The sequence below is a fragment of the Neobacillus vireti genome (assembly GCF_001026695.1).
In the GTDB taxonomy this organism is placed as follows: Bacteria; Bacillota; Bacilli; order Bacillales; family Cytobacillaceae; genus Neobacillus; species Neobacillus vireti.
This window is the reverse complement of the sequence record NZ_LDNB01000002.1, coordinates 607,846-625,553: the sequence shown is the minus strand read 5'-3', so window position 1 is coordinate 625,553 and position 17,708 is coordinate 607,846. Positions and strand designations below refer to the sequence as shown.

Here is a 17,708-nt window from a genome sequence, read left to right as displayed (position 1 = left end):
CCTCCATCCTCATCCAACCAGTTGCGGTTTTATTTTATCAAATATTTCTAAAATAATAAAGATTTCGAAACCATGGTTTTTAGGCACCAAAAAAGCACCCATTCATATGTGAGTGCTTGTCTAGTTTATTTAGATTGCTGTTTGTTCATTGCTGACATCATTTGGTTGATCTTCTTTTGTGAAGGCTTCATACCCATTTGCATCATCATCATTTTTAACATTTGTTCATTGATTGGCGGATTTTTCTTTAAGTAGCTCATCATATATTTGCGAGCAATGAAAAATCCTAGCGCTACACCAGCAACTAATGCTAGTACACCAACTAGAATCGCAATTCCTGTTGTACCCATTAAACTTCCTCCTTCATGTTGTCTACCATACAGTGTACTAAAAATTTGTGGATTAGACAATATCTGCTTTCAATTAGATTAATTTTCTTTCTTTAATCGGCTTTAACCAGCCATAGCGCTGGTGATCGAGGTCTAAAGCCAGGAAGGAAGACTCGCATTTTCGCAGCACTTCAAAAAAAGCCGTTTCAGCTTCATAGCTGCCTCCAGCCTCGACTGTTATCAATTCTTGAAATACTTCTAATTTGGCCGTACTTAGTTTTCCGCTTAGTTCTATCGAGTATGCACCTTGCTCAGCTCTAAATCCTTTTATTCTACTTAGCTGTTTTTGAATTAGCTGATGGATTTTCAAGGCCTCAACCCTTTTAGTTATATAAGAAATTTGTTTTTTTGTAATAAATTTTAGCTCACCGTCTGCATTTTGATGTTCCATAAAAAGCTGAAAGAACAATCGCTCTCTTCCGAAGTAATGGGCAGCAAATTCATCTTCTATTAAATAAAGCTGATATTTTCTCACCATAGTTCTCCCCTTCGTTGATTCCCCTTTTTTCTATTATAAAAAATAGCAAGCGAAACATTTGTCTTACGGCGGCAAAAACTTTCACTAATTTTGTCGAATACAACATATCTAAACGGTTGTACTATGAATTCGGTAGAATTATTGAAGATTCCTTTATTTTTTTTAAAATACAAAAAATGAGAACGGAATTTTTCCGTTCTCATTTGCATTACACATTCTTATTTATTCAATAACGCCTTCACACGTGCAACGACGTTATTTACGGTAAAGCCGTATTCTTCCATAATCTTTTCTCCCGGTGCAGATGCGCCGAATTTGTCAATTGCTAAGACATCGCCTTCATCGCCGGTGTATTTGTGCCAGCCGAATGATGCACCGACTTCAATTCCAAGACGTTTTTTCACATTCTTCGGAAGCACAGAATCTTTGTATTCTTGAGATTGCTGTTCGAAGCGGTCCCATGAAGGCATGCTGACTACCGAAACGTGAACACCCTCACCAGCCAGTGCTTTTTGGGCTTCAACGGCAAGGCTAACCTCTGAACCCGTCGCCAACAGCAACGCATCAGGGGTATTGCGTTCTGAAGGAGAAACGACATAGGCACCTTTTGAAACTCCCTCATATGCATTTGCATCCGTTCCTTTTAATGTTGGTAAATCTTGACGTGTCAATACGAGCGCTGTTGGCTTGTTCGTTGACTCTACCGCAAGCTTCCAAGCAGCCGCAGTTTCGTTACCATCTGCAGGACGAATAATCGATAATCCAGGCATCGCGCGCAGTGCAGCAAGCTGTTCGATTGGTTCGTGTGTTGGTCCATCTTCACCAACCGCAATACTATCATGGGTAAATACGTACGTTACTGGTAATCCCATTAAGGCAGCAAGACGAATCGCAGGACGAACGTAGTCAGAGAAGACAAAGAACGTTCCGCCGAATACTTTCATTCCACCATGTAAGGCAATACCATTCATCGCAGCACCCATAGCAAATTCACGGACACCAAACCAGAAATTCCGGCCTTCATAAGAACCAGGCATAAAGTCTTTTGAACCTTTAATCATTGTTTTATTTGAACCAGCAAGGTCCGCAGAACCACCGATAAATGTAGGCAGGTTTTTCGCAATACTATTTAACACTTCACCAGAAGAGGCACGGCTTGCAAGGCTTTTTCCTTCACTGTAAACTGGAATATCTTTATCCCAGCCTTCAGGGAGTTCATTTTTCAATGCTTGCTCCAGCTGTGCAGCTAGTTCAGGAAACTCTTTTTTATACTGTGCGAAAAGGTCATTCCATTCTCTTTCCTTCTTCTCGCCATTTTCAACAATGAGTTTTTGGAAATTGTCGTAAACTTCCTGTGGTACATGGAAATCTTCTTCGAATGTCCATTTATACGCTTCTTTTGTCAGCTTTAACTCATCTGCACCAAGTGGCGCTCCATGTACACCTGAAGTTCCAGCCCGGTTCGGGGAACCATAACCGATTACTGTTCTTACTTCAATCATTGTCGGACGGTCGAGATCATTTCTAGCTTCTTCAATGGCTTTCGCGATTTCTTCAAGATTATTTCCGTCTTCTACGCGAAGATATTGCCAGCCATATGCCTCAAAGCGGCCTTTAACACTCTCAGAGAAGGATTTATCTAAGTCACCATCAAGGGAAATATCATTGGAATCATAGAGAACAACTAACCGTCCTAATTTCAAGTGTCCGGCAAGTGATGCAGCTTCCGCAGATACACCTTCCATTAGGTCGCCATCGCCACAAATAGAATATGTAAAATGGTTCACAAGTTCAAAATTATCTTTATTATATACGCTTGCTACATGGCGTTCTGCTATAGCCATACCGACTGCCATCGCAATCCCCTGGCCAAGCGGGCCTGTTGTTGCCTCTACCCCTTCTGTGTGGCCGTACTCAGGATGTCCAGGCGTTTTACTTCCCCATTGACGGAATTGCTTTAAATCATCCATGCTAAGATTGTAGCCGGATAAGTGGAGCATGCTGTATAACAATGCAGAACCATGACCAGCTGATAACACAAAGCGATCACGATTAAACCAATGAGGATTCTTTGGGTTTTGGTTCATAAAGCGGGTCCATAATGTATAGGTCATTGGTGCAGCACCCATCGGCATACCAGGATGCCCTGAGTTTGCTTTCTCAATTGCATCAATGGCAAGCGTCCGAATGGAGGTAACTGATAATTCATCAATAGTATTAAACATGAAATACATCCTTTCTTAATCACAGGATTACTAAACACATCATTAATATTATATTGATGCAGGCTATAATTCAACTGATTGGTCTGAAATATGCAGAGCAAAAGTCATTTTGTTTAATATTTTGACACAGAAGCTGCTGATATATGTAGAAAAGGAATACAAATGTGTATTCCTCGCAGGCTAATGAAGTGTATTTTTTTTCCTCATTTTTATTTTTTCTGGTGTTACGTCGTTTCCTTCTGGATCGATGAACTTTGTATTTGTTAATGTATCAAGCATACTTGAGCGGAATGTTGCCAAATACTCGCTTCTTAATTGAGATTGCTCTTTTGCTTCTGTCTCCGTCAAGCCAGTCGCTTTTGCTTTTCTTGCCAGTTCATTGATTCTAGCCATTTTTTCTTTCGATAGCATTCAAGAACCTTCCTTTCGGTAAAGAATCTGTAATGTCATACGATTTTACTAAAAAAGAGGCTTCCTGACAAGGCATAAGCATTATTCTTCTTGAGAGGCAAGGTATTCTTGGTATCTCCTGTGTACAGTTGCTTTTGAAATGTTATGACCAAATCCTCTAAAGGTTGCCGCAATTTCAGCAAACGTTAAGCCATTTTTTCTAAGGCGGATAATTTCTTCAATCGGAACTTCGATTTTTTCTCTGCCAGAAGCGCTTCCGAGATTTTTTAAATTTTCTTCCGGCTTATATCCTTGCTGAACAGCCCGTTTCATTCCACGTTTAATTTTCACATTATGCAGCTTCCGCTGATATTCCTCCACCATGCTGACAATTTTCAATACCATCGAATCCGACTCTGAAAGCTGTAATTCGCCATTATGAGAAATACAGTAAAGTTTTGTTCCTTCTTTCATTATACAATGCAAAAGCGCAATCTTAGCGTTTCCCCTGCCAAGCCTTGTTTCATCTTGAATTAACAGGGCTTGGACCTGTTTATCCTTTATTCGATCTAATACTTCAAGGATGCCTTCTCTTTCAAAGTCATAGCCGCTTGCCTTTTCCTTAATGATTGCCTCAACTTCAAATTGATATTGTTTGGCAAGCTGGATTAGTTCCTCTTCCTGACGGTTTAAGGATGATTCTTGTGTTTCTTTATTTGTACTTACACGACAATATATAATTGCTTTCATTTATAATTCCTTTCTAGTCTCCGAAAGCGCCGGCTAATTCTGTTGTAGATGAAGATGTGATTTTATTTACTGGAATGGTGATTTCTTCCCCAGGAAAAATGTGATCGTCGATATTTTCATTATGACTTATAACCCAGGATACGAACTCTTCGTTCGATAAAGTGTGCTGCTCGGAATATTGCTTCGAGATTTCCCAAAGTGAATCCCCTTCAGAAATTTTAACCTTGAGATAATTTTCCTTGTCATTGGTATGATTTTGAATCGATAGAACGATAGCGAATGAACAGCTTAAAATAATAAGAGTAATGGCATACGAATATTGGTTCAAGATTTTTCTCATGATTACACCTCTTATAAGAATATATGTTCCCTTTTCATTGATTTTATTATAATCCGAACATTCGTTTGTTGTCAACAATTAATTCGAACTTATGTTTGTATAAAATTGGCGAACATGCTATAATAAAGTCAACAATAACCAGGCGAGGTGCAATTTATCATGGGAAAAATATCAAAGCGTCAACAGGATATTCTGGATTTCATCAAGTCGGAAGTGAAGAGTAAAGGCTATCCTCCTTCCGTAAGAGAAATTGGCGAAGCAGTTGGACTAGCTTCCAGCTCTACTGTTCACGGTCATTTAGCAAGGCTGGAGACTAAAGGACTCATTAGACGGGATCCTACGAAACCAAGAGCAATCGAAATATTAGAAGTGGATGAAGCAGCGCATATTCCAAGAAACAAAGTAGTAAACGTTCCAGTAGTTGGGAAAGTTACCGCCGGTTTGCCGATTACAGCCATCGAAAACGTTGAAGAGTACTTCCCGCTGCCAGAAAGCTTGGCACCTGCTGATGAACAAGTCTTTATGCTGGAAATCATGGGCGAGAGCATGATTGAGGCTGGAATCCTTGACGGTGACTATGTAATTGTTAAACAGCAGCAAACAGCGAATAACGGTGATATAGTTGTTGCGATGACCGAAGAAGATGAGGCTACATGTAAAAGATTTTTTAAAGAAAAGGATTATATCCGCCTGCAGCCAGAAAATTCTACGATGGACCCGATTATTTTAAGGAATGTTTCCATCCTTGGAAAAGTCATTGGGGTTTATCGCCATATCCATTAATACTAAAGAGCTGGCGAAGCGCCAGCTCTTTTTTATTGGGAAAAAACTTTATAAATATTGTTTCTCCGTTCGGTATATTGAAAATTCAGTATATTTACCCATGCTGATATTGTTAATTTTTAATATAATTGAACTACACCATGATTTACCTTAGGTCCAAAAATAAACGGCTTAAGGAGTGTGAGGAACGGTGTTAACGGACATTATTCTCTCGTTTGTGATTGGTGGGTCGGTTGGGATTATTGGACATGTTCGAAAGTACGGCAAAATCATTATGCCACGGAAAACAAAAAGGTTCATTTATCTCGGTTTTCTAGAAGAATTGCTTCTAGGCGCAGTTGCGGCTCTCCTCCTTGTATTGTATGCAGCTCCTAATTCACTTGTAGAGATAATCATTTTTTCAATCATTGCCGGAATAGGTGGTGATGCCGTCCTAAATAGGTTTAAACTATTAAAACAAGACAGCGATAAATAAGGACATGAAAAAAATTAACCCTTAGCATTGTGCTAAGGGTTTGTTTATTTTTAGGCTGTGTTAATAGTGAATGTTGATTTCCGTTCCAGGCGCTTTCCGCGGNAAGCGCCTGCGGGGTCTCACCTGTCCCGCTGCTCCCGCAGGAGTCTCGCGCCTTCCACTCCAATCAACATTATACTCAAAATCAATAATGTTCTTTAACACAGCCTGTTTTTAATACATGCTCATATATTGATCGCGTTCCCATTGGTGTACTACTGTGCGGAACATATCCCATTCAATTTCTTTTGCTTCTACGAAGTGTTCGAAGATATGCTCGCCTAAACCAGATACAATGGCTTCATCGGCTTTTAACATATCTAATGCCTGCGCCAATGTTGCTGGAAGATCGTTGATACCCTCTTCGATTCTTTCCTCTTTGCTCATCACATAAATATTACGGTCAACAGGGGCTGGCGGAGTTAGTTTATTTTTAATTCCTTCTAATCCTGCTTTTAAAAGCACCGCCATGGCAAGGTATGGGTTTGCTGCTGGGTCGACACTTCGCACTTCTACACGTGTACTTAATCCGCGTGATGCCGGAATACGGACTAATGGAGAACGATTTTGTGCGGACCATGCGACATAGCATGGTGCCTCATAGCCAGGTACAAGACGCTTATACGAGTTAACAGTAGGATTGGTGACCGCTGTAAAGCTCGGAGCGTGTTTTAAAATACCTGCAATGAAGTGGCGTGCTGTATCACTCAATTGAAGATCGCCAGTCGGATCAAAAAAGGCATTCTCACCATTTTTAAATAATGAGAGGTTCATATGCATCCCGGATCCATTCACACCGAATAATGGTTTTGGCATAAACGTCGCGTGTAGGCCATGTTTACGGGCGATTGTTTTTACAACAAGCTTAAATGTTTGGATTTGGTCACATGCTGTTAAGGCATCTGCATATTTAAAGTCAATTTCGTGCTGTCCTGGTGCGACCTCATGGTGGGAAGCCTCGATTTCAAAGCCCATTTCCTCCAATTCAAGGACAATATCACGGCGGCAGTTTTCACCAAGATCATGCGGTGCAAGATCGAAATATCCGCCATGATCGTTTAATTCTAATGTTGGCTGCCCTTTATCATCCAATTTGAACAAGAAGAATTCTGGCTCAGGTCCAAGATTAAAATCGGTAAAGCCAAACTCCTGCATTTCTTTTAACACACGTTTTAAGTTATTCCGTGGATCGCCGCCAAATGGAGTGCGGTCGGAATTGTGAATATCGCAAATTAAGCGGGCGACTTTTCCTTTTTCCGCTGTCCATGGAAACACAACCCATGTGTCTAAATCTGGAAATAAATACATGTCAGACTCTTCAATTCGAACAAACCCCTCAATCGAAGATCCGTCGAACATCATTTTGTTATCAAGCGCCTTTTCTAATTGGCTGATTGGAATTTCTACGTTTTTAATGGTTCCAAGAATATCCGTAAATTGCAGGCGAATAAATTTCACATTTTCCTCTGAAGCTAACCTCTTAATATCTTCTTTTGAATACTTTGCCACAATAAAACCTCCAATGTTAGTTACAGCCTTTTCTTTAGTGAAAAAAGCGTGATATATCGCCCTGCCGTAATGAAGAACGGTTCAATCTACCCGAATGTAATAATTCGCTCTTCAGCAATTTTCTAAGCTGCTCATTTGTTAAATCAGGCTTCGCTTTTTCTGTTTGCTTCTCTGTCACGGTTGATAATTGCTCCTTGACCAAGAACAGCTGTTTAATGCCTGCCATGTTGACACCTTGATCAATTAAATCTTTAATCTCTAAAAGTCTATCAATATCAATTAAACTAAATAGACGCCGGTTTCCCTCGGTTCTTGCTGGAGAAATCAATTGGTGTTCTTCATAATAGCGGATTTGTCTTGCTGTTAAATCTGTTAGCTGCATGACAGTTCCGATGGGAAACAGGGGCATGGAACGGCGAATTTCCTTTCCACTCACCAACGTTCTCCTCCTTCTTAATAAATCATATTGCTATTATATTTGCTGTTAGGTATGTTGTCAATCTCATGTTAGGAAATCTAACATGGTTTTTTTATCATTGAAATAGGACAACTTCTCAGAAGCTGTCCTTGACGTATTTTTCCCTAATTCAATTCAACTAAACCTTTTTCAAGCAAATGATCAAGCGCCAGACAAACTGCCATTTTTACATGTGCATAGGTTAAACCACCTTGAACATAGGCAACATATGGCGGTCGGATTGGACCGTCCGCTGTGAGTTCAATGCTTGCGCCTTGAATAAAGGTGCCGGCCGCCATGATGACATCATCCTCATACCCCGGCATATAGCTTGCGTGCGGTGTTACGTAGGAATTTATTGGCGAGGCAAATTGGATCGCCTGGCAAAAGGCAATCATTTTTTCAGGGTCATCGAACTGAACGGCTTGAATTAAATCCGTCCGCACGGCATTCCATTTCGGCGATGAATTCATGCCTAATTTCTCCAACAACGCCGCTGTAAATACCGCGCCTTTTAACGCTTGTCCGACAACATGGGGCGCAAGAAAGAACCCTTGATACATTTCTTGCAGACTATAAAGCGATGCGCCCGCCTCTGCCCCAATGCCCGGTGAGGTCATTCGGTAGGAACAAGCCTCGACCCATTGTTTCTTACCAACAATGTATCCACCTGTCTTCACAATTCCGCCGCCAGGGTTTTTAATAAGGGAACCTGCCATTAAATCCGCTCCGACATGACAAGGCTCCAATTCCTCAACAAATTCGCCGTAACAGTTATCAACAAATACGACTACATCCTGCTTGATTTCCTTCACAAACCTGATCATTTCGCCGATTTCCGCAACGGTGAATGACGGCCTCGTGGCATAGCCTTTAGAGCGCTGAATGCCAATCATTTTCGTATTTGGTTTGATTTTCTTAGCAACGGTCTCCCAATCAATACCGCCTTCACTAGTCAGCGACACGCTATCATAGGAAATTCCGAATTCCTTTAATGAGCCAACCCCATTTCCGCGGATACCGACGATTTCTTCCAACGTATCATACGGTTTTCCGGTTATATATAGGAGTTCATCACCCGGACGGAGAACACCAAATAAGGCAATTGAAATCGCATGTGTACCGGAGATAATCTGCGGCCGGACAAGGCCTGCTTCGCCGCCAAAGACATCGGCATAGATTAATTCCAGTGTATCCCGGCCAATATCATCATATCCATAGCCTGTTGACGGGATAAAGTGGGAATCACTCACCCGCTTGTTCTGAAAACTTTGTAAAACTCGGAATTGATTCGTTTCGATTCTTTCATCTATTTCGTTATGTACTTCAGCGATTTGTTGTTCGACTTCTTTAACAATCGGCCGAAGCTTTTCCCCATTTTTTAATTGTTGAAACATCTTGTTGCTCCTATCTATTTTTTAAATTGCAGTAATTGCCCAGTTATTTGATGGTCCTGAAGAGTGTACCCTTTGCAGCGATATACTTGTGCCTCTTCATCAAAGGACAGCTCTCTTAAAATCGTTTCATTTTTTAATTGAGAAAGCAGCTTGCCTTCAGTCGACGGAACCTGTACATCATAAGGGTCCATCATTTCCATCACAAGCTTCTCCATTTTCTCTTTTAAGGCTTGGCGGTCCTCCTGATTAAATGCACTGATAAAAGCTGTAGGCGTACCTGCTGTTGGGACGAAATCCGGATGCTGGATATCCTTTTTATTATACACTGTTAACTGTGGAATCTCTTTAATATCCAGGTCTTCAAGAAGCTTGTTAACGGTTTTTTCATGATGGAAATAATCCGGATTCGACATATCGACAACATGAAGCAGCAGATCCGCCTCCTTGACCTCCTCAAGTGTCGAGCGGAAAGCGGCAATTAACGTTGTCGGCAGGTCTTGAATAAACCCAACAGTATCCGTTATTAATGATAAAAACCCGCTTGGTAAAATCAATTTTCGCGTCATTGGATCAAGCGTTGCAAATAATTGATTTTCCTCATATGAATCCGCCTCGGATAGTCGATTAAACAGAGTTGATTTTCCGGCATTCGTGTAGCCAACAATCGCGACCTGGAAGGCTTTATTTTTCTTTCTTCTTTCCCTGTATCGATCCCGGTGCTGAACGATGACCGAAAGCTGGGTTTTAATATCATCGATTCTGCGGCGGATGTGACGGCGGTCCGATTCTAATTTCGTTTCCCCCGGTCCTCTCGTTCCAATCCCAGCACCAAGACGGGATAAGGCGACCCCCTGGCCGGCCAGGCGCGGAAGTATGTATTGCAGCTGTGCAAGCTCGACTTGCAGTTTACCTTCTTTGGATCGGGCCCTTTGGGCAAAGATATCTAAAATGAGTTGTGTTCGGTCAATAATCCTGGCATTCACCTCGGAAGCTAGATTTCTCTTTTGACTTGGAGAAAGTTCGTCATTAAAGATGACAATATCCGCTTCAAGTTCCTCAACCAGCGTATTTAATTCTTCCACTTTACCTTTACCGATATATGTTGCCGGATGGCGGCGCTCCCGTTTTTGAACAACAGAGACCAACACCTCACCTTGAGCCGTTTCCGTTAATGCCTCTAACTCTTCCATCGAATAGTGAAAACGTAAGTCATCATCCCCGCTCGTTTGACAACCAACAAGGATGGCTTTCTCTTTCGTTTCTTTTTGTTCCACAAGCACCCTTCCTTCCCTAAAAAGCTCTACCAAACATCATAACAAAAAACGCAAGCATTCTCTAATTTTCCCTTATCATTACCTTGTAAAAATAATTGTTGTAATTTTTCTACATCGTGATAAAATTTTAATGTTTGTTATCAAACGGATATTACTATTAACATAGTGTTTTTCATAAAAAAAGGGGAACAAGGAGAAATCGGATAAAAGATGACATGGGAAGTTTTAAGTATGATTGGCACGATTGCCTTTGCTGTCAGTGGCGCAATCGTGGCCATGGAAGAAGAATATGATATTTTTGGGGTTTATATTTTAGGGATTGTCACCGCTTTTGGCGGTGGAGCCTTCCGAAACCTGCTAATTGGTGTGCCTGTTTCGGCTATCTGGGAGCAGGGATTATTTTTTCAAATCGCATTATTATCGATTACAGCCGTGTTTTTATTTCCAAAGAATCTGTTAAAGCACTGGCAAAAATGGGGGAACTTGTTCGACGCAATCGGCTTAGCTGCCTTTGCTATCCAAGGCGCGATGTATGCCGCGAACATGAACCATCCGCTTAGCGCTGTCATTGTTGCAGCCGTGCTAACGGGAAGCGGCGGCGGAATCATCCGTGATTTATTAGCAGGAAGAAAACCGATAGTCCTAAGATCAGAAATTTACGGGGTTTGGGCGATTCTCGCCGGCGTTATCATCGGGCTTAAAATAGCGACGAATCCATGGGAGTTATATACACTTTTTATACTCGTTACCAGTTTGCGTGTGCTTTCCTATACCTTCGATTGGAAGCTGCCAACACGGGGACTTGGAACGCATTAAAAAAATCGGCGGATTGCATTTAGATCCGCCGATTTTCATATTACCTAATCTTCATCAAACACAAGGTCATTGCTTCTTAACGTCATCAATTCATGCCTGTCATAGCTATTGAGCATTAGCAGCCGCATCGCTTGGGCGCGAACGGATTTCTCAATGACATTACGGACATATCTGCCGTTTGAAAAAGTATTTGGATTTAACACCGCCTTCACCCAAATTAAATGATCCCTTAATTTTTTTTCAGCTTCATGACTTAAGGTATACTCTCTCTCCAACAACATTCTTCCAGCAATATCCATCAACTGATCAATGTTATAATCTGGGAAATCAACCACTAAGGGAAAGCGCGAATGAAGTCCGGGGTTTAAGGTAAGAAAGTAATCCATTTCTTGGGAATATCCAGCTAGAATAAGGATAAATTCATGCTGCTTATCTTCCATATGCTTGACAAGTGTATCGATTGCCTCCTTGCCAAAATCCTTTTCTCCGCCACGGCCTAACGAATAAGCTTCATCGATAAATAGAATCCCGCCCTGGGCTTTCTTAATCAAATCCCTCGTCTTTTGTGCTGTATGGCCGATATATTCACCAACAAGATCTGCACGCTCTGCCTCAATTAAGTGGCCCTTCGTCAGAACGTTCATTTTGTGAAAAAGTTTACCTATTAATCTTGCTACCGTTGTTTTTCCTGTGCCGGGATTTCCTTTAAACATCATATGCAAGGCTTGTTTTCTCGCCTTTAGCCCCATGTCCTCCCGTTTCTTGTTCACATAGATCCATGCATAAATTTCCTTTATCATGCGTTTCATTTCTTCCATGCCAACCAAAGCCCCGAGCTCCTCTTCAATTTCCTTAAGAGCTGTGTGTTCAGGGGGGATCTCCTTTGGAACAACTTGAAAATCAGGCAATTCCTTTGTGACTGTTTTTCTTTTTTGGGAATTGAGCACGACCCTTATTTGGCCGTTATTTTTCATTCGAAATGGTTGATCCAAAGCTTTCACCTCTCAATCTGCAACCAGTTTCCGCAAGGTAGGTTCTAAGCACTGCTAAGAAAATTTATCCGATTAATATTGAAATTATCGCACATAGAAAAGCATATTCCTTCATTCTATGTGTATTCACAACTTATAAAATTCATTAAAAAGATTTTCCCTTCATTTTTTTGAAAAATAAAAAAGAGCCCGCGGGTGACAGGCTCAATTTATCTAATGATTATTGGTTCTCTAATTCAAGCTGAACATTTCTTTGTGGTGCAAAGGTTGAAATCGCGTGTTTGTATACTAGCTGCTGCTTCCCTTCCGATTCAAACAGAACGGTAAAATTATCAAAGCCTTTAATTTGTCCTCTTAATTGGAATCCGTTCAGAAGGAAAACTGTAACATGGATATTATCTTTACGGCATTGATTTAAAAATTGGTCTTGAATATTGATCGTCGTTTTCATTTGTATATCCTCCTCTTTTATCTCTACTAATATGTATTCGATTTTACTTGAAGCTTTCCTTCAACATAATGTGAAATTTCCATTATTTTTTTTGCGAAATTGTTCACATTCGTCATTTCAAACCATTTTACCACCATCTTATTGCGAAACCAAGTCAATTGCCTTTTGGCATAGCGCCGGGAATTTTGTTTTAAATTTTCAATTGCTTCTTCTAATGTAACATATCCATCCAAATAGTGATAAATTTCTTTGTAGCCAATCGCTTGGATGGATTGACAATCACGCAAGTCCTGTTGATATAAGCTTTTCACTTCTTCCAAAAGCCCTTCAGCAACCATCAAATCAACCCGGTCATTAATCCGTTCATAAAGCTTGTCCCGTTCCATCGTTAAACCGATCAGGGCCGTATTGTAAAGAAGTTCTGGCTGCTGTTTGCTTTGATATTCCTGCATTGTTTTACCAGTGAGCTGAAAAATCTCCAGAGCGCGTATGACCCTTCTTACATTGTTGGGGTGGATATGTGATGCGCTTTCGGGATCAACCTCCATTAATTCTTTGTGTAGTGCAACATTACCGATTTCCTTTACTTTTTCTTCAAGGTGCTGGCGCAATGATTCATCCCCTGCAACATCGGAGAATTGATAATCATAAATAACTGACTGAATATACAGCCCTGTCCCGCCGACAATAATCGGAAGCTTCCCTTTTTGAGCAATCTCACTTATTTTTGCCCGAACAAGGAGTTGAAATTCAGCAACGGAAAAATTTTCCGAGGGATTTTTTATATCGATTAAATGGTGTGGAATTCCTTCCATTTCATCCTTGGTTATTTTCGCCGTCCCAATATCCATTCCCCGGTATATTTGCATCGAATCTCCGCTGATAATTTCTCCGTTATACCGTTTGGCCATTTCGATACTAAGCTTTGTTTTCCCCACTGCTGTCGGGCCAATAATTACTAATAATTTTTGTTTTTCTACCACTATTTCTCACTGCCTTATCTCATTTATTGCTTCTATGCTTCCATGTTATCATAATTTTGCAAAGCAGTTGAACATCATATCAGTATATACAAAATAATCCTTATCTATGCTTAGATTCAAGTTGATTATTTTTATCCACTTTACTTCCAAAGGCGGAAAGTTTTTCATGTAAATTTACAAAAGCATAACGGTTCATTTACAATCCGCTTTCCACCCCCAAATTCATGATAGGCTTAATCGTAGTCTATCTTGTATAAAAAATAAAGGAATAAGGTGAAATCAATGCTTTCTACTTTTGATATTGGAATTGATTTAGGAACTGCAAATATATTGGTTTATAGTAAAAACAAAGGAATTGTCCTTAATGAGCCCTCCGTAGTGGTCATCGATACAGTTACAAAAAATGTGGTCGCCGTTGGAACGGAAGCAAAAGAAATGATCGGCAAGACACCTGAAAAAATCGTGGCTATCCGCCCCTTACGAGATGGAGTCATTGCGGATTTTGATGTAACAACAGATATGCTAAAAACTGTGCTCCGTAAGGCTTCTAAAAAAGCAGGCTTTTCAATTCGGAAGCCAAATGTGGTCGTTTGCATCCCATCTGGTTCTACGAGTGTGGAGCAACGGGCGATTCAAGATGCCGTGAGAAATGCTGGAGCTAAAAAGATCTCCTTGATTGAAGAGCCGGTTGCAGCCGCTATTGGTGCAGGACTTCCTGTCGATGAACCTGTAGCGAACGTTGTGGTCGATATCGGCGGTGGAAATACTGAAGTGGCCATTATTTCCTTCGGCGGTGTGGTTGCTTGCCATTCCATCAAAATCGGTGGCGATCGTCTTGATGATGATATTATTCAGCATGTGCGCAAGGAGTACAACGTATTAATCGGCGAACGGACTGCCGAAAATATCAAAATGGAGATTGGCTATGCGCTTGTTGATCACGAGGAGCTTTTCATGGATGTCCGCGGTCGTGACCTTGTGACCGGTTTACCGAAGACAATTAAGCTTTCATCCTATGAAATTCGCAATGCGCTAAAAGAGCCACTTCTGCATATATTGGAAGCGGTCCGGGCCACGCTTGAAGATTGCCCTGCTGAGCTCAGCGGCGACATCGTTGATCGAGGAGTCATTCTAACCGGGGGCGGATCGTTAATGAATGGAATGGAAGAATGGCTAAGCGAGGAAATATTTGTGCCTGTTCAGCTTGCACCCGAACCACTTGAATCTGTGGCAGTTGGCACGGGTAAGGCCCTTCAATATATTAGCAAACTACAGGCTGGCGTGAAATAGGACAACCCTTCTAAGGGACTTCAATATACTCCAAAAAGGCTGAAGGATAAATCCTCCAGCCTATTCTTCTATTCATCACTTTTTCTTTTTCTCATCTTATTGAAGTAAAGGAAAATCGGCAGTGGGATTACAATAAAGCCTAGGCTTTTAATGATTTGATTTTTTGCACCTTCCTTATTTCGGTTCTTTTCGTCTGTTACTGCCTGTTCATAATTAGCCCGCAGTTCTTGCTCTGATAATGTTTTTTGACCTGGCGCCTTACCTTCTTGGTGAATCTGCTTGTAGTCTTCGTAGCTTTGATAATAGCTTGGTGGACTAACGAGATCCGCAGCAGCCATAAAAATAGAAATTCCCCCTCCAATCACCATCATAAGCGTTGCAAACAAAACCAAATACGTATAAAGATGACGTATCACCGCTTCATCCCCCATTTCTTTGTTTTTCACCGCATAAACAATGACAAATATGATAATAACTACTGGTAAAAATGTGGTTAACAGGCCAAAAACAACCAAAGGCCCACCCCTCTCCATACATAAATGTAAAGCTTATTAAAGTCTATACATTAATATTATATTGTCGTCCTAAAACTGCAATTCTTATATTTAGGCAAAAAAAGAACGTTCCTCTTACCATCTTAGGAACGTTCTTTATTCAATCTTACATCACCCGTTTAAACATCTTCTCCATTTCATAAACAGAGTAATGAACGATTATTGGTCGCCCGTGTGGACAGGTAAAGGGATCAGATGCCTTACGTAAATCATCCAGCAATGCTTGGATTTCGTCATTACGCAAATGGCGGTTCGCTTTAATCGAGGCTTTGCAGCTCATCATGATCGCTGCTTCCTCACGCAATTTCTTAATATCGACCTTTTTCATCGCTAAAAGCTGCTCAATCATGTCCTCAATGATTTGTTTTTCTTCTCCTTTTGGAAGCCATTGCGGATGAGAACGAACAATGAAAGTATTCATACCAAATTCCTCAAGAAAAACGCCGACCTTTTCGAGCTCATGTTGGTGTTCCGTTATTTTCAAATACTCATCCGTTGAATACTCAAAGGTTAAGGGCACAAGCATATCCTGTAGCTCAGACTGAACTTGCCCCACCTTTTCGCGGAAGTACTCATACTTTAACCGTTCCTGTGCTGCATGCTGATCAATAATATATAAGCCATTCTCATTTTGCGCAAAAATATAGGTTCCGTGCATTTGCCCGATTGGATAGAGACGGGGCACCCGGCTCTCCATTTGGTCATTATCATCACGAGACTCCATTATTTTATTCTCATTGAAATCGACCTGGTGTTCAGGAGCAGATTTAGGTTTATCGAAAATAGAACCTGGAGACTCCCCAGTTTCTGCAACAACCGCTGTTTCACTTCGACCAGGAAAGTCAGCAAACGGATTCTTAGTGATCGTTTGGGTTTTCTGAACGGTTTGTGGCACTACAGGCATCGATTCGGTTTCCTGAACGGTTTGTGGCACTGCAGGCATCGATTCGGTTTCCTGAACGGTTTGCTGCATCGCAGACGCGGGTTGCACATATTCCTGAACGGTTTCCGCACCAGACCATTCTCTATGAATTTCTTGATCATCATTTGTTCCCTCATCAAGCTGTAAAGCAGTTTGTTCAGTCTTTGGCGCTTCTTTTTTCACCTGAGTATAGGCTGTCGGGATTAACACCCTCGATTTAAACGCCTCTTTGATAATCGTTGTAACCAGTTCATTCAGTTCCGCTTCTTTACTTATGCGCACTTCCATTTTTGATGGATGAACATTGACATCTACTAGCATCGGGTCCATTTCAATATTAAGGAGGACAATCGGAAACCTGCCGATCGGCAGCAATGTATGGTACCCTTCCTGAATCGACTTCGCTAATGGATAGTTTTTGATAAAACGACCATTAATCATTGTCGAGATATAATTTCTTGATGCCCTTGTAACCTCCGGCATCGAAGCAAATCCGCTAATTTTATAATCAAGCGAGGTACCGGTTATCGGGACAAGCTGCTTGGCGATGGCCATTCCGTAAATCGATGCCAGCACTTGACGAACATCGCCGTTTCCATTCGTTTGCAGCAGCTTCCGCTCATTATGAATGAGCCGGAATGCCACCTCCGGATGGGACAGAGCAAGCCGGTTAACCACATCCGTAATATTACCAAGCTCAGTGTGGATTGTCTTCATATACTTTAAACGGGCTGGAGTATTGAAAAATAAATCGGTAATCGTGATGTCGGTTCCGCGTCTGCTTGAAGCTTTTTCAAAGGTTTCGACTTTCCCGCCTTCGATGACTACCCGGTTTCCGGCACCTTCCCCCGTAGAGGTCTTCATCTCTAGTCTGGAAACGGAGGCAACGCTTGGGAGGGCTTCTCCGCGAAAACCGAGCGTCCTAATCCGGAATAAGTCCTTTTCGTCTTTGATTTTGGATGTGGCATGGCGTTGAAAGGCGATTAGTACATCCTCTTCGTCAATTCCGTACCCATTGTCGGTAATTCGAATTTTCGCGAGTCCCGCTTCCTCCACCTCAATTTCAATCACGGTACTGCCGGCATCAATCGCATTTTCAACCAGCTCTTTAACAACCGAGGCGGGGCGTTCGACTACTTCTCCCGCCGCTATTTTGTTCGATAGGGCGTCATCTAATTGAATAATCCTTCTCAT

General features: G+C 41.4%; 19 protein-coding genes. 4 read left to right on the top strand and 15 right to left on the bottom strand.

Annotation, left to right across the window (positions count from 1 at the left end; all coding sequences use genetic code 11):
* Positions 1-125: 125 nt before the first annotated feature.
* The 6 genes from AA980_RS03370 to yneA form a co-directional block, all read right to left on the bottom strand.
* Positions 126-350, bottom strand: coding sequence for a YneF family protein (locus AA980_RS03370; protein ID WP_024029517.1), 225 nt, complete (start codon positions 348-350; stop codon positions 126-128).
* A gap of 73 nt (positions 351-423) precedes the next feature.
* A complete protein-coding gene (gene sirA / locus AA980_RS03365; RefSeq protein WP_024029518.1) occupies positions 424-867 on the bottom strand; it encodes a sporulation inhibitor of replication protein SirA in 444 nt (147 codons plus the stop codon).
* A 218-nt stretch (positions 868-1,085) separates the two neighbouring features.
* A complete protein-coding gene (tkt, locus tag AA980_RS03360; RefSeq protein WP_024029519.1) occupies positions 1,086-3,092 on the bottom strand; it encodes a transketolase in 2,007 nt (668 codons plus the stop codon).
* Positions 3,093-3,272: 180 nt separating this feature from the next.
* Positions 3,273-3,503, bottom strand: coding sequence for a DUF896 domain-containing protein (locus tag AA980_RS03355; protein ID WP_024029520.1), 231 nt, complete (start codon positions 3,501-3,503; stop codon positions 3,273-3,275).
* A gap of 81 nt (positions 3,504-3,584) precedes the next feature.
* The gene (locus tag AA980_RS03350; RefSeq protein WP_024029521.1) at positions 3,585-4,232 is read right to left on the bottom strand and encodes a YneB family resolvase-like protein; all 648 of its coding nucleotides are present in this window, start codon (positions 4,230-4,232) and stop codon (positions 3,585-3,587) included.
* A gap of 13 nt (positions 4,233-4,245) precedes the next feature.
* Positions 4,246-4,572: a cell division suppressor protein YneA gene (gene yneA, locus AA980_RS03345; RefSeq protein ID WP_024029522.1), complete on the bottom strand. Its 327-nt coding sequence runs from the start codon at positions 4,570-4,572 to the stop codon at positions 4,246-4,248.
* A gap of 159 nt (positions 4,573-4,731) precedes the next feature.
* On the opposite strand from yneA, the gene lexA reads away from it, so the two are divergent.
* Both lexA and AA980_RS03335 read left to right on the top strand, forming a co-directional pair.
* Positions 4,732-5,355, top strand: coding sequence for a transcriptional repressor LexA (gene lexA, locus AA980_RS03340; protein WP_024029523.1), 624 nt, complete (start codon positions 4,732-4,734; stop codon positions 5,353-5,355).
* Positions 5,356-5,545: 190 nt separating this feature from the next.
* Positions 5,546-5,830: a DUF4257 domain-containing protein gene (locus AA980_RS03335; protein ID WP_024029524.1), complete on the top strand. Its 285-nt coding sequence runs from the start codon at positions 5,546-5,548 to the stop codon at positions 5,828-5,830.
* Positions 5,831-6,043: 213 nt separating this feature from the next.
* Here AA980_RS03335 and glnA read toward each other — a convergent pair whose 3' ends face one another.
* From glnA to hflX, 4 genes are all read right to left on the bottom strand, one after another.
* Positions 6,044-7,378 carry a type I glutamate--ammonia ligase gene (gene glnA, locus AA980_RS03330; protein WP_024028351.1) on the bottom strand — a complete coding sequence of 445 codons (1,335 nt, stop codon included), beginning with the start codon at positions 7,376-7,378 and terminating at the stop codon, positions 6,044-6,046.
* Between the two features lie 34 nt (positions 7,379-7,412).
* Complete coding sequence (locus tag AA980_RS03325; RefSeq protein ID WP_193392248.1) at positions 7,413-7,787, bottom strand: MerR family transcriptional regulator; 375 nt, start codon at positions 7,785-7,787, stop codon at positions 7,413-7,415.
* A 173-nt stretch (positions 7,788-7,960) separates the two neighbouring features.
* Positions 7,961-9,232, bottom strand: coding sequence for a methionine gamma-lyase family protein (locus tag AA980_RS03320; RefSeq protein WP_024028349.1), 1,272 nt, complete (start codon positions 9,230-9,232; stop codon positions 7,961-7,963).
* Between the two features lie 14 nt (positions 9,233-9,246).
* Positions 9,247-10,506: a GTPase HflX gene (hflX, locus tag AA980_RS03315; RefSeq protein ID WP_024028348.1), complete on the bottom strand. Its 1,260-nt coding sequence runs from the start codon at positions 10,504-10,506 to the stop codon at positions 9,247-9,249.
* Positions 10,507-10,716: 210 nt separating this feature from the next.
* Here hflX and AA980_RS03310 point away from each other — a divergent pair, with 210 nt between their 5' ends.
* Positions 10,717-11,322 carry a trimeric intracellular cation channel family protein gene (locus tag AA980_RS03310; protein WP_024028347.1) on the top strand — a complete coding sequence of 202 codons (606 nt, stop codon included), beginning with the start codon at positions 10,717-10,719 and terminating at the stop codon, positions 11,320-11,322.
* Positions 11,323-11,366: 44 nt separating this feature from the next.
* On the opposite strand, the gene spoVK is transcribed toward AA980_RS03310, so the two are convergent.
* The 3 genes from spoVK to miaA all read right to left on the bottom strand — a co-directional run bounded on the left by spoVK (position 11,367) and on the right by miaA (position 13,748).
* Positions 11,367-12,314: a stage V sporulation protein K gene (spoVK, locus tag AA980_RS03305; protein WP_024028346.1), complete on the bottom strand. Its 948-nt coding sequence runs from the start codon at positions 12,312-12,314 to the stop codon at positions 11,367-11,369.
* Between the two features lie 220 nt (positions 12,315-12,534).
* Positions 12,535-12,765, bottom strand: a complete 231-nt coding sequence (gene hfq / locus AA980_RS03300; protein ID WP_024028345.1) for an RNA chaperone Hfq — start codon at positions 12,763-12,765, stop codon at positions 12,535-12,537.
* 26 nt (positions 12,766-12,791) lie between these two features.
* Positions 12,792-13,748 (bottom strand): tRNA (adenosine(37)-N6)-dimethylallyltransferase MiaA, encoded by a 957-nt coding sequence (miaA, locus tag AA980_RS03295; protein ID WP_024028344.1) that lies wholly within the window; start codon positions 13,746-13,748, stop codon positions 12,792-12,794.
* A gap of 282 nt (positions 13,749-14,030) precedes the next feature.
* On the opposite strand from miaA, the gene mreBH reads away from it, so the two are divergent.
* The gene (mreBH, locus tag AA980_RS03290) at positions 14,031-15,038 is read left to right on the top strand and encodes a rod-share determining protein MreBH (protein ID WP_024028343.1); all 1,008 of its coding nucleotides are present in this window, start codon (positions 14,031-14,033) and stop codon (positions 15,036-15,038) included.
* Positions 15,039-15,106: 68 nt separating this feature from the next.
* Here mreBH and AA980_RS03285 read toward each other — a convergent pair whose 3' ends face one another.
* Together AA980_RS03285 and mutL are read right to left on the bottom strand one after the other, a co-directional pair.
* A complete protein-coding gene (locus AA980_RS03285) occupies positions 15,107-15,553 on the bottom strand; it encodes a hypothetical protein (protein ID WP_024028342.1) in 447 nt (148 codons plus the stop codon).
* A gap of 145 nt (positions 15,554-15,698) precedes the next feature.
* Positions 15,699-17,708: a DNA mismatch repair endonuclease MutL gene (gene mutL, locus AA980_RS03280; RefSeq protein ID WP_047771245.1), complete on the bottom strand. Its 2,010-nt coding sequence runs from the start codon at positions 17,706-17,708 to the stop codon at positions 15,699-15,701.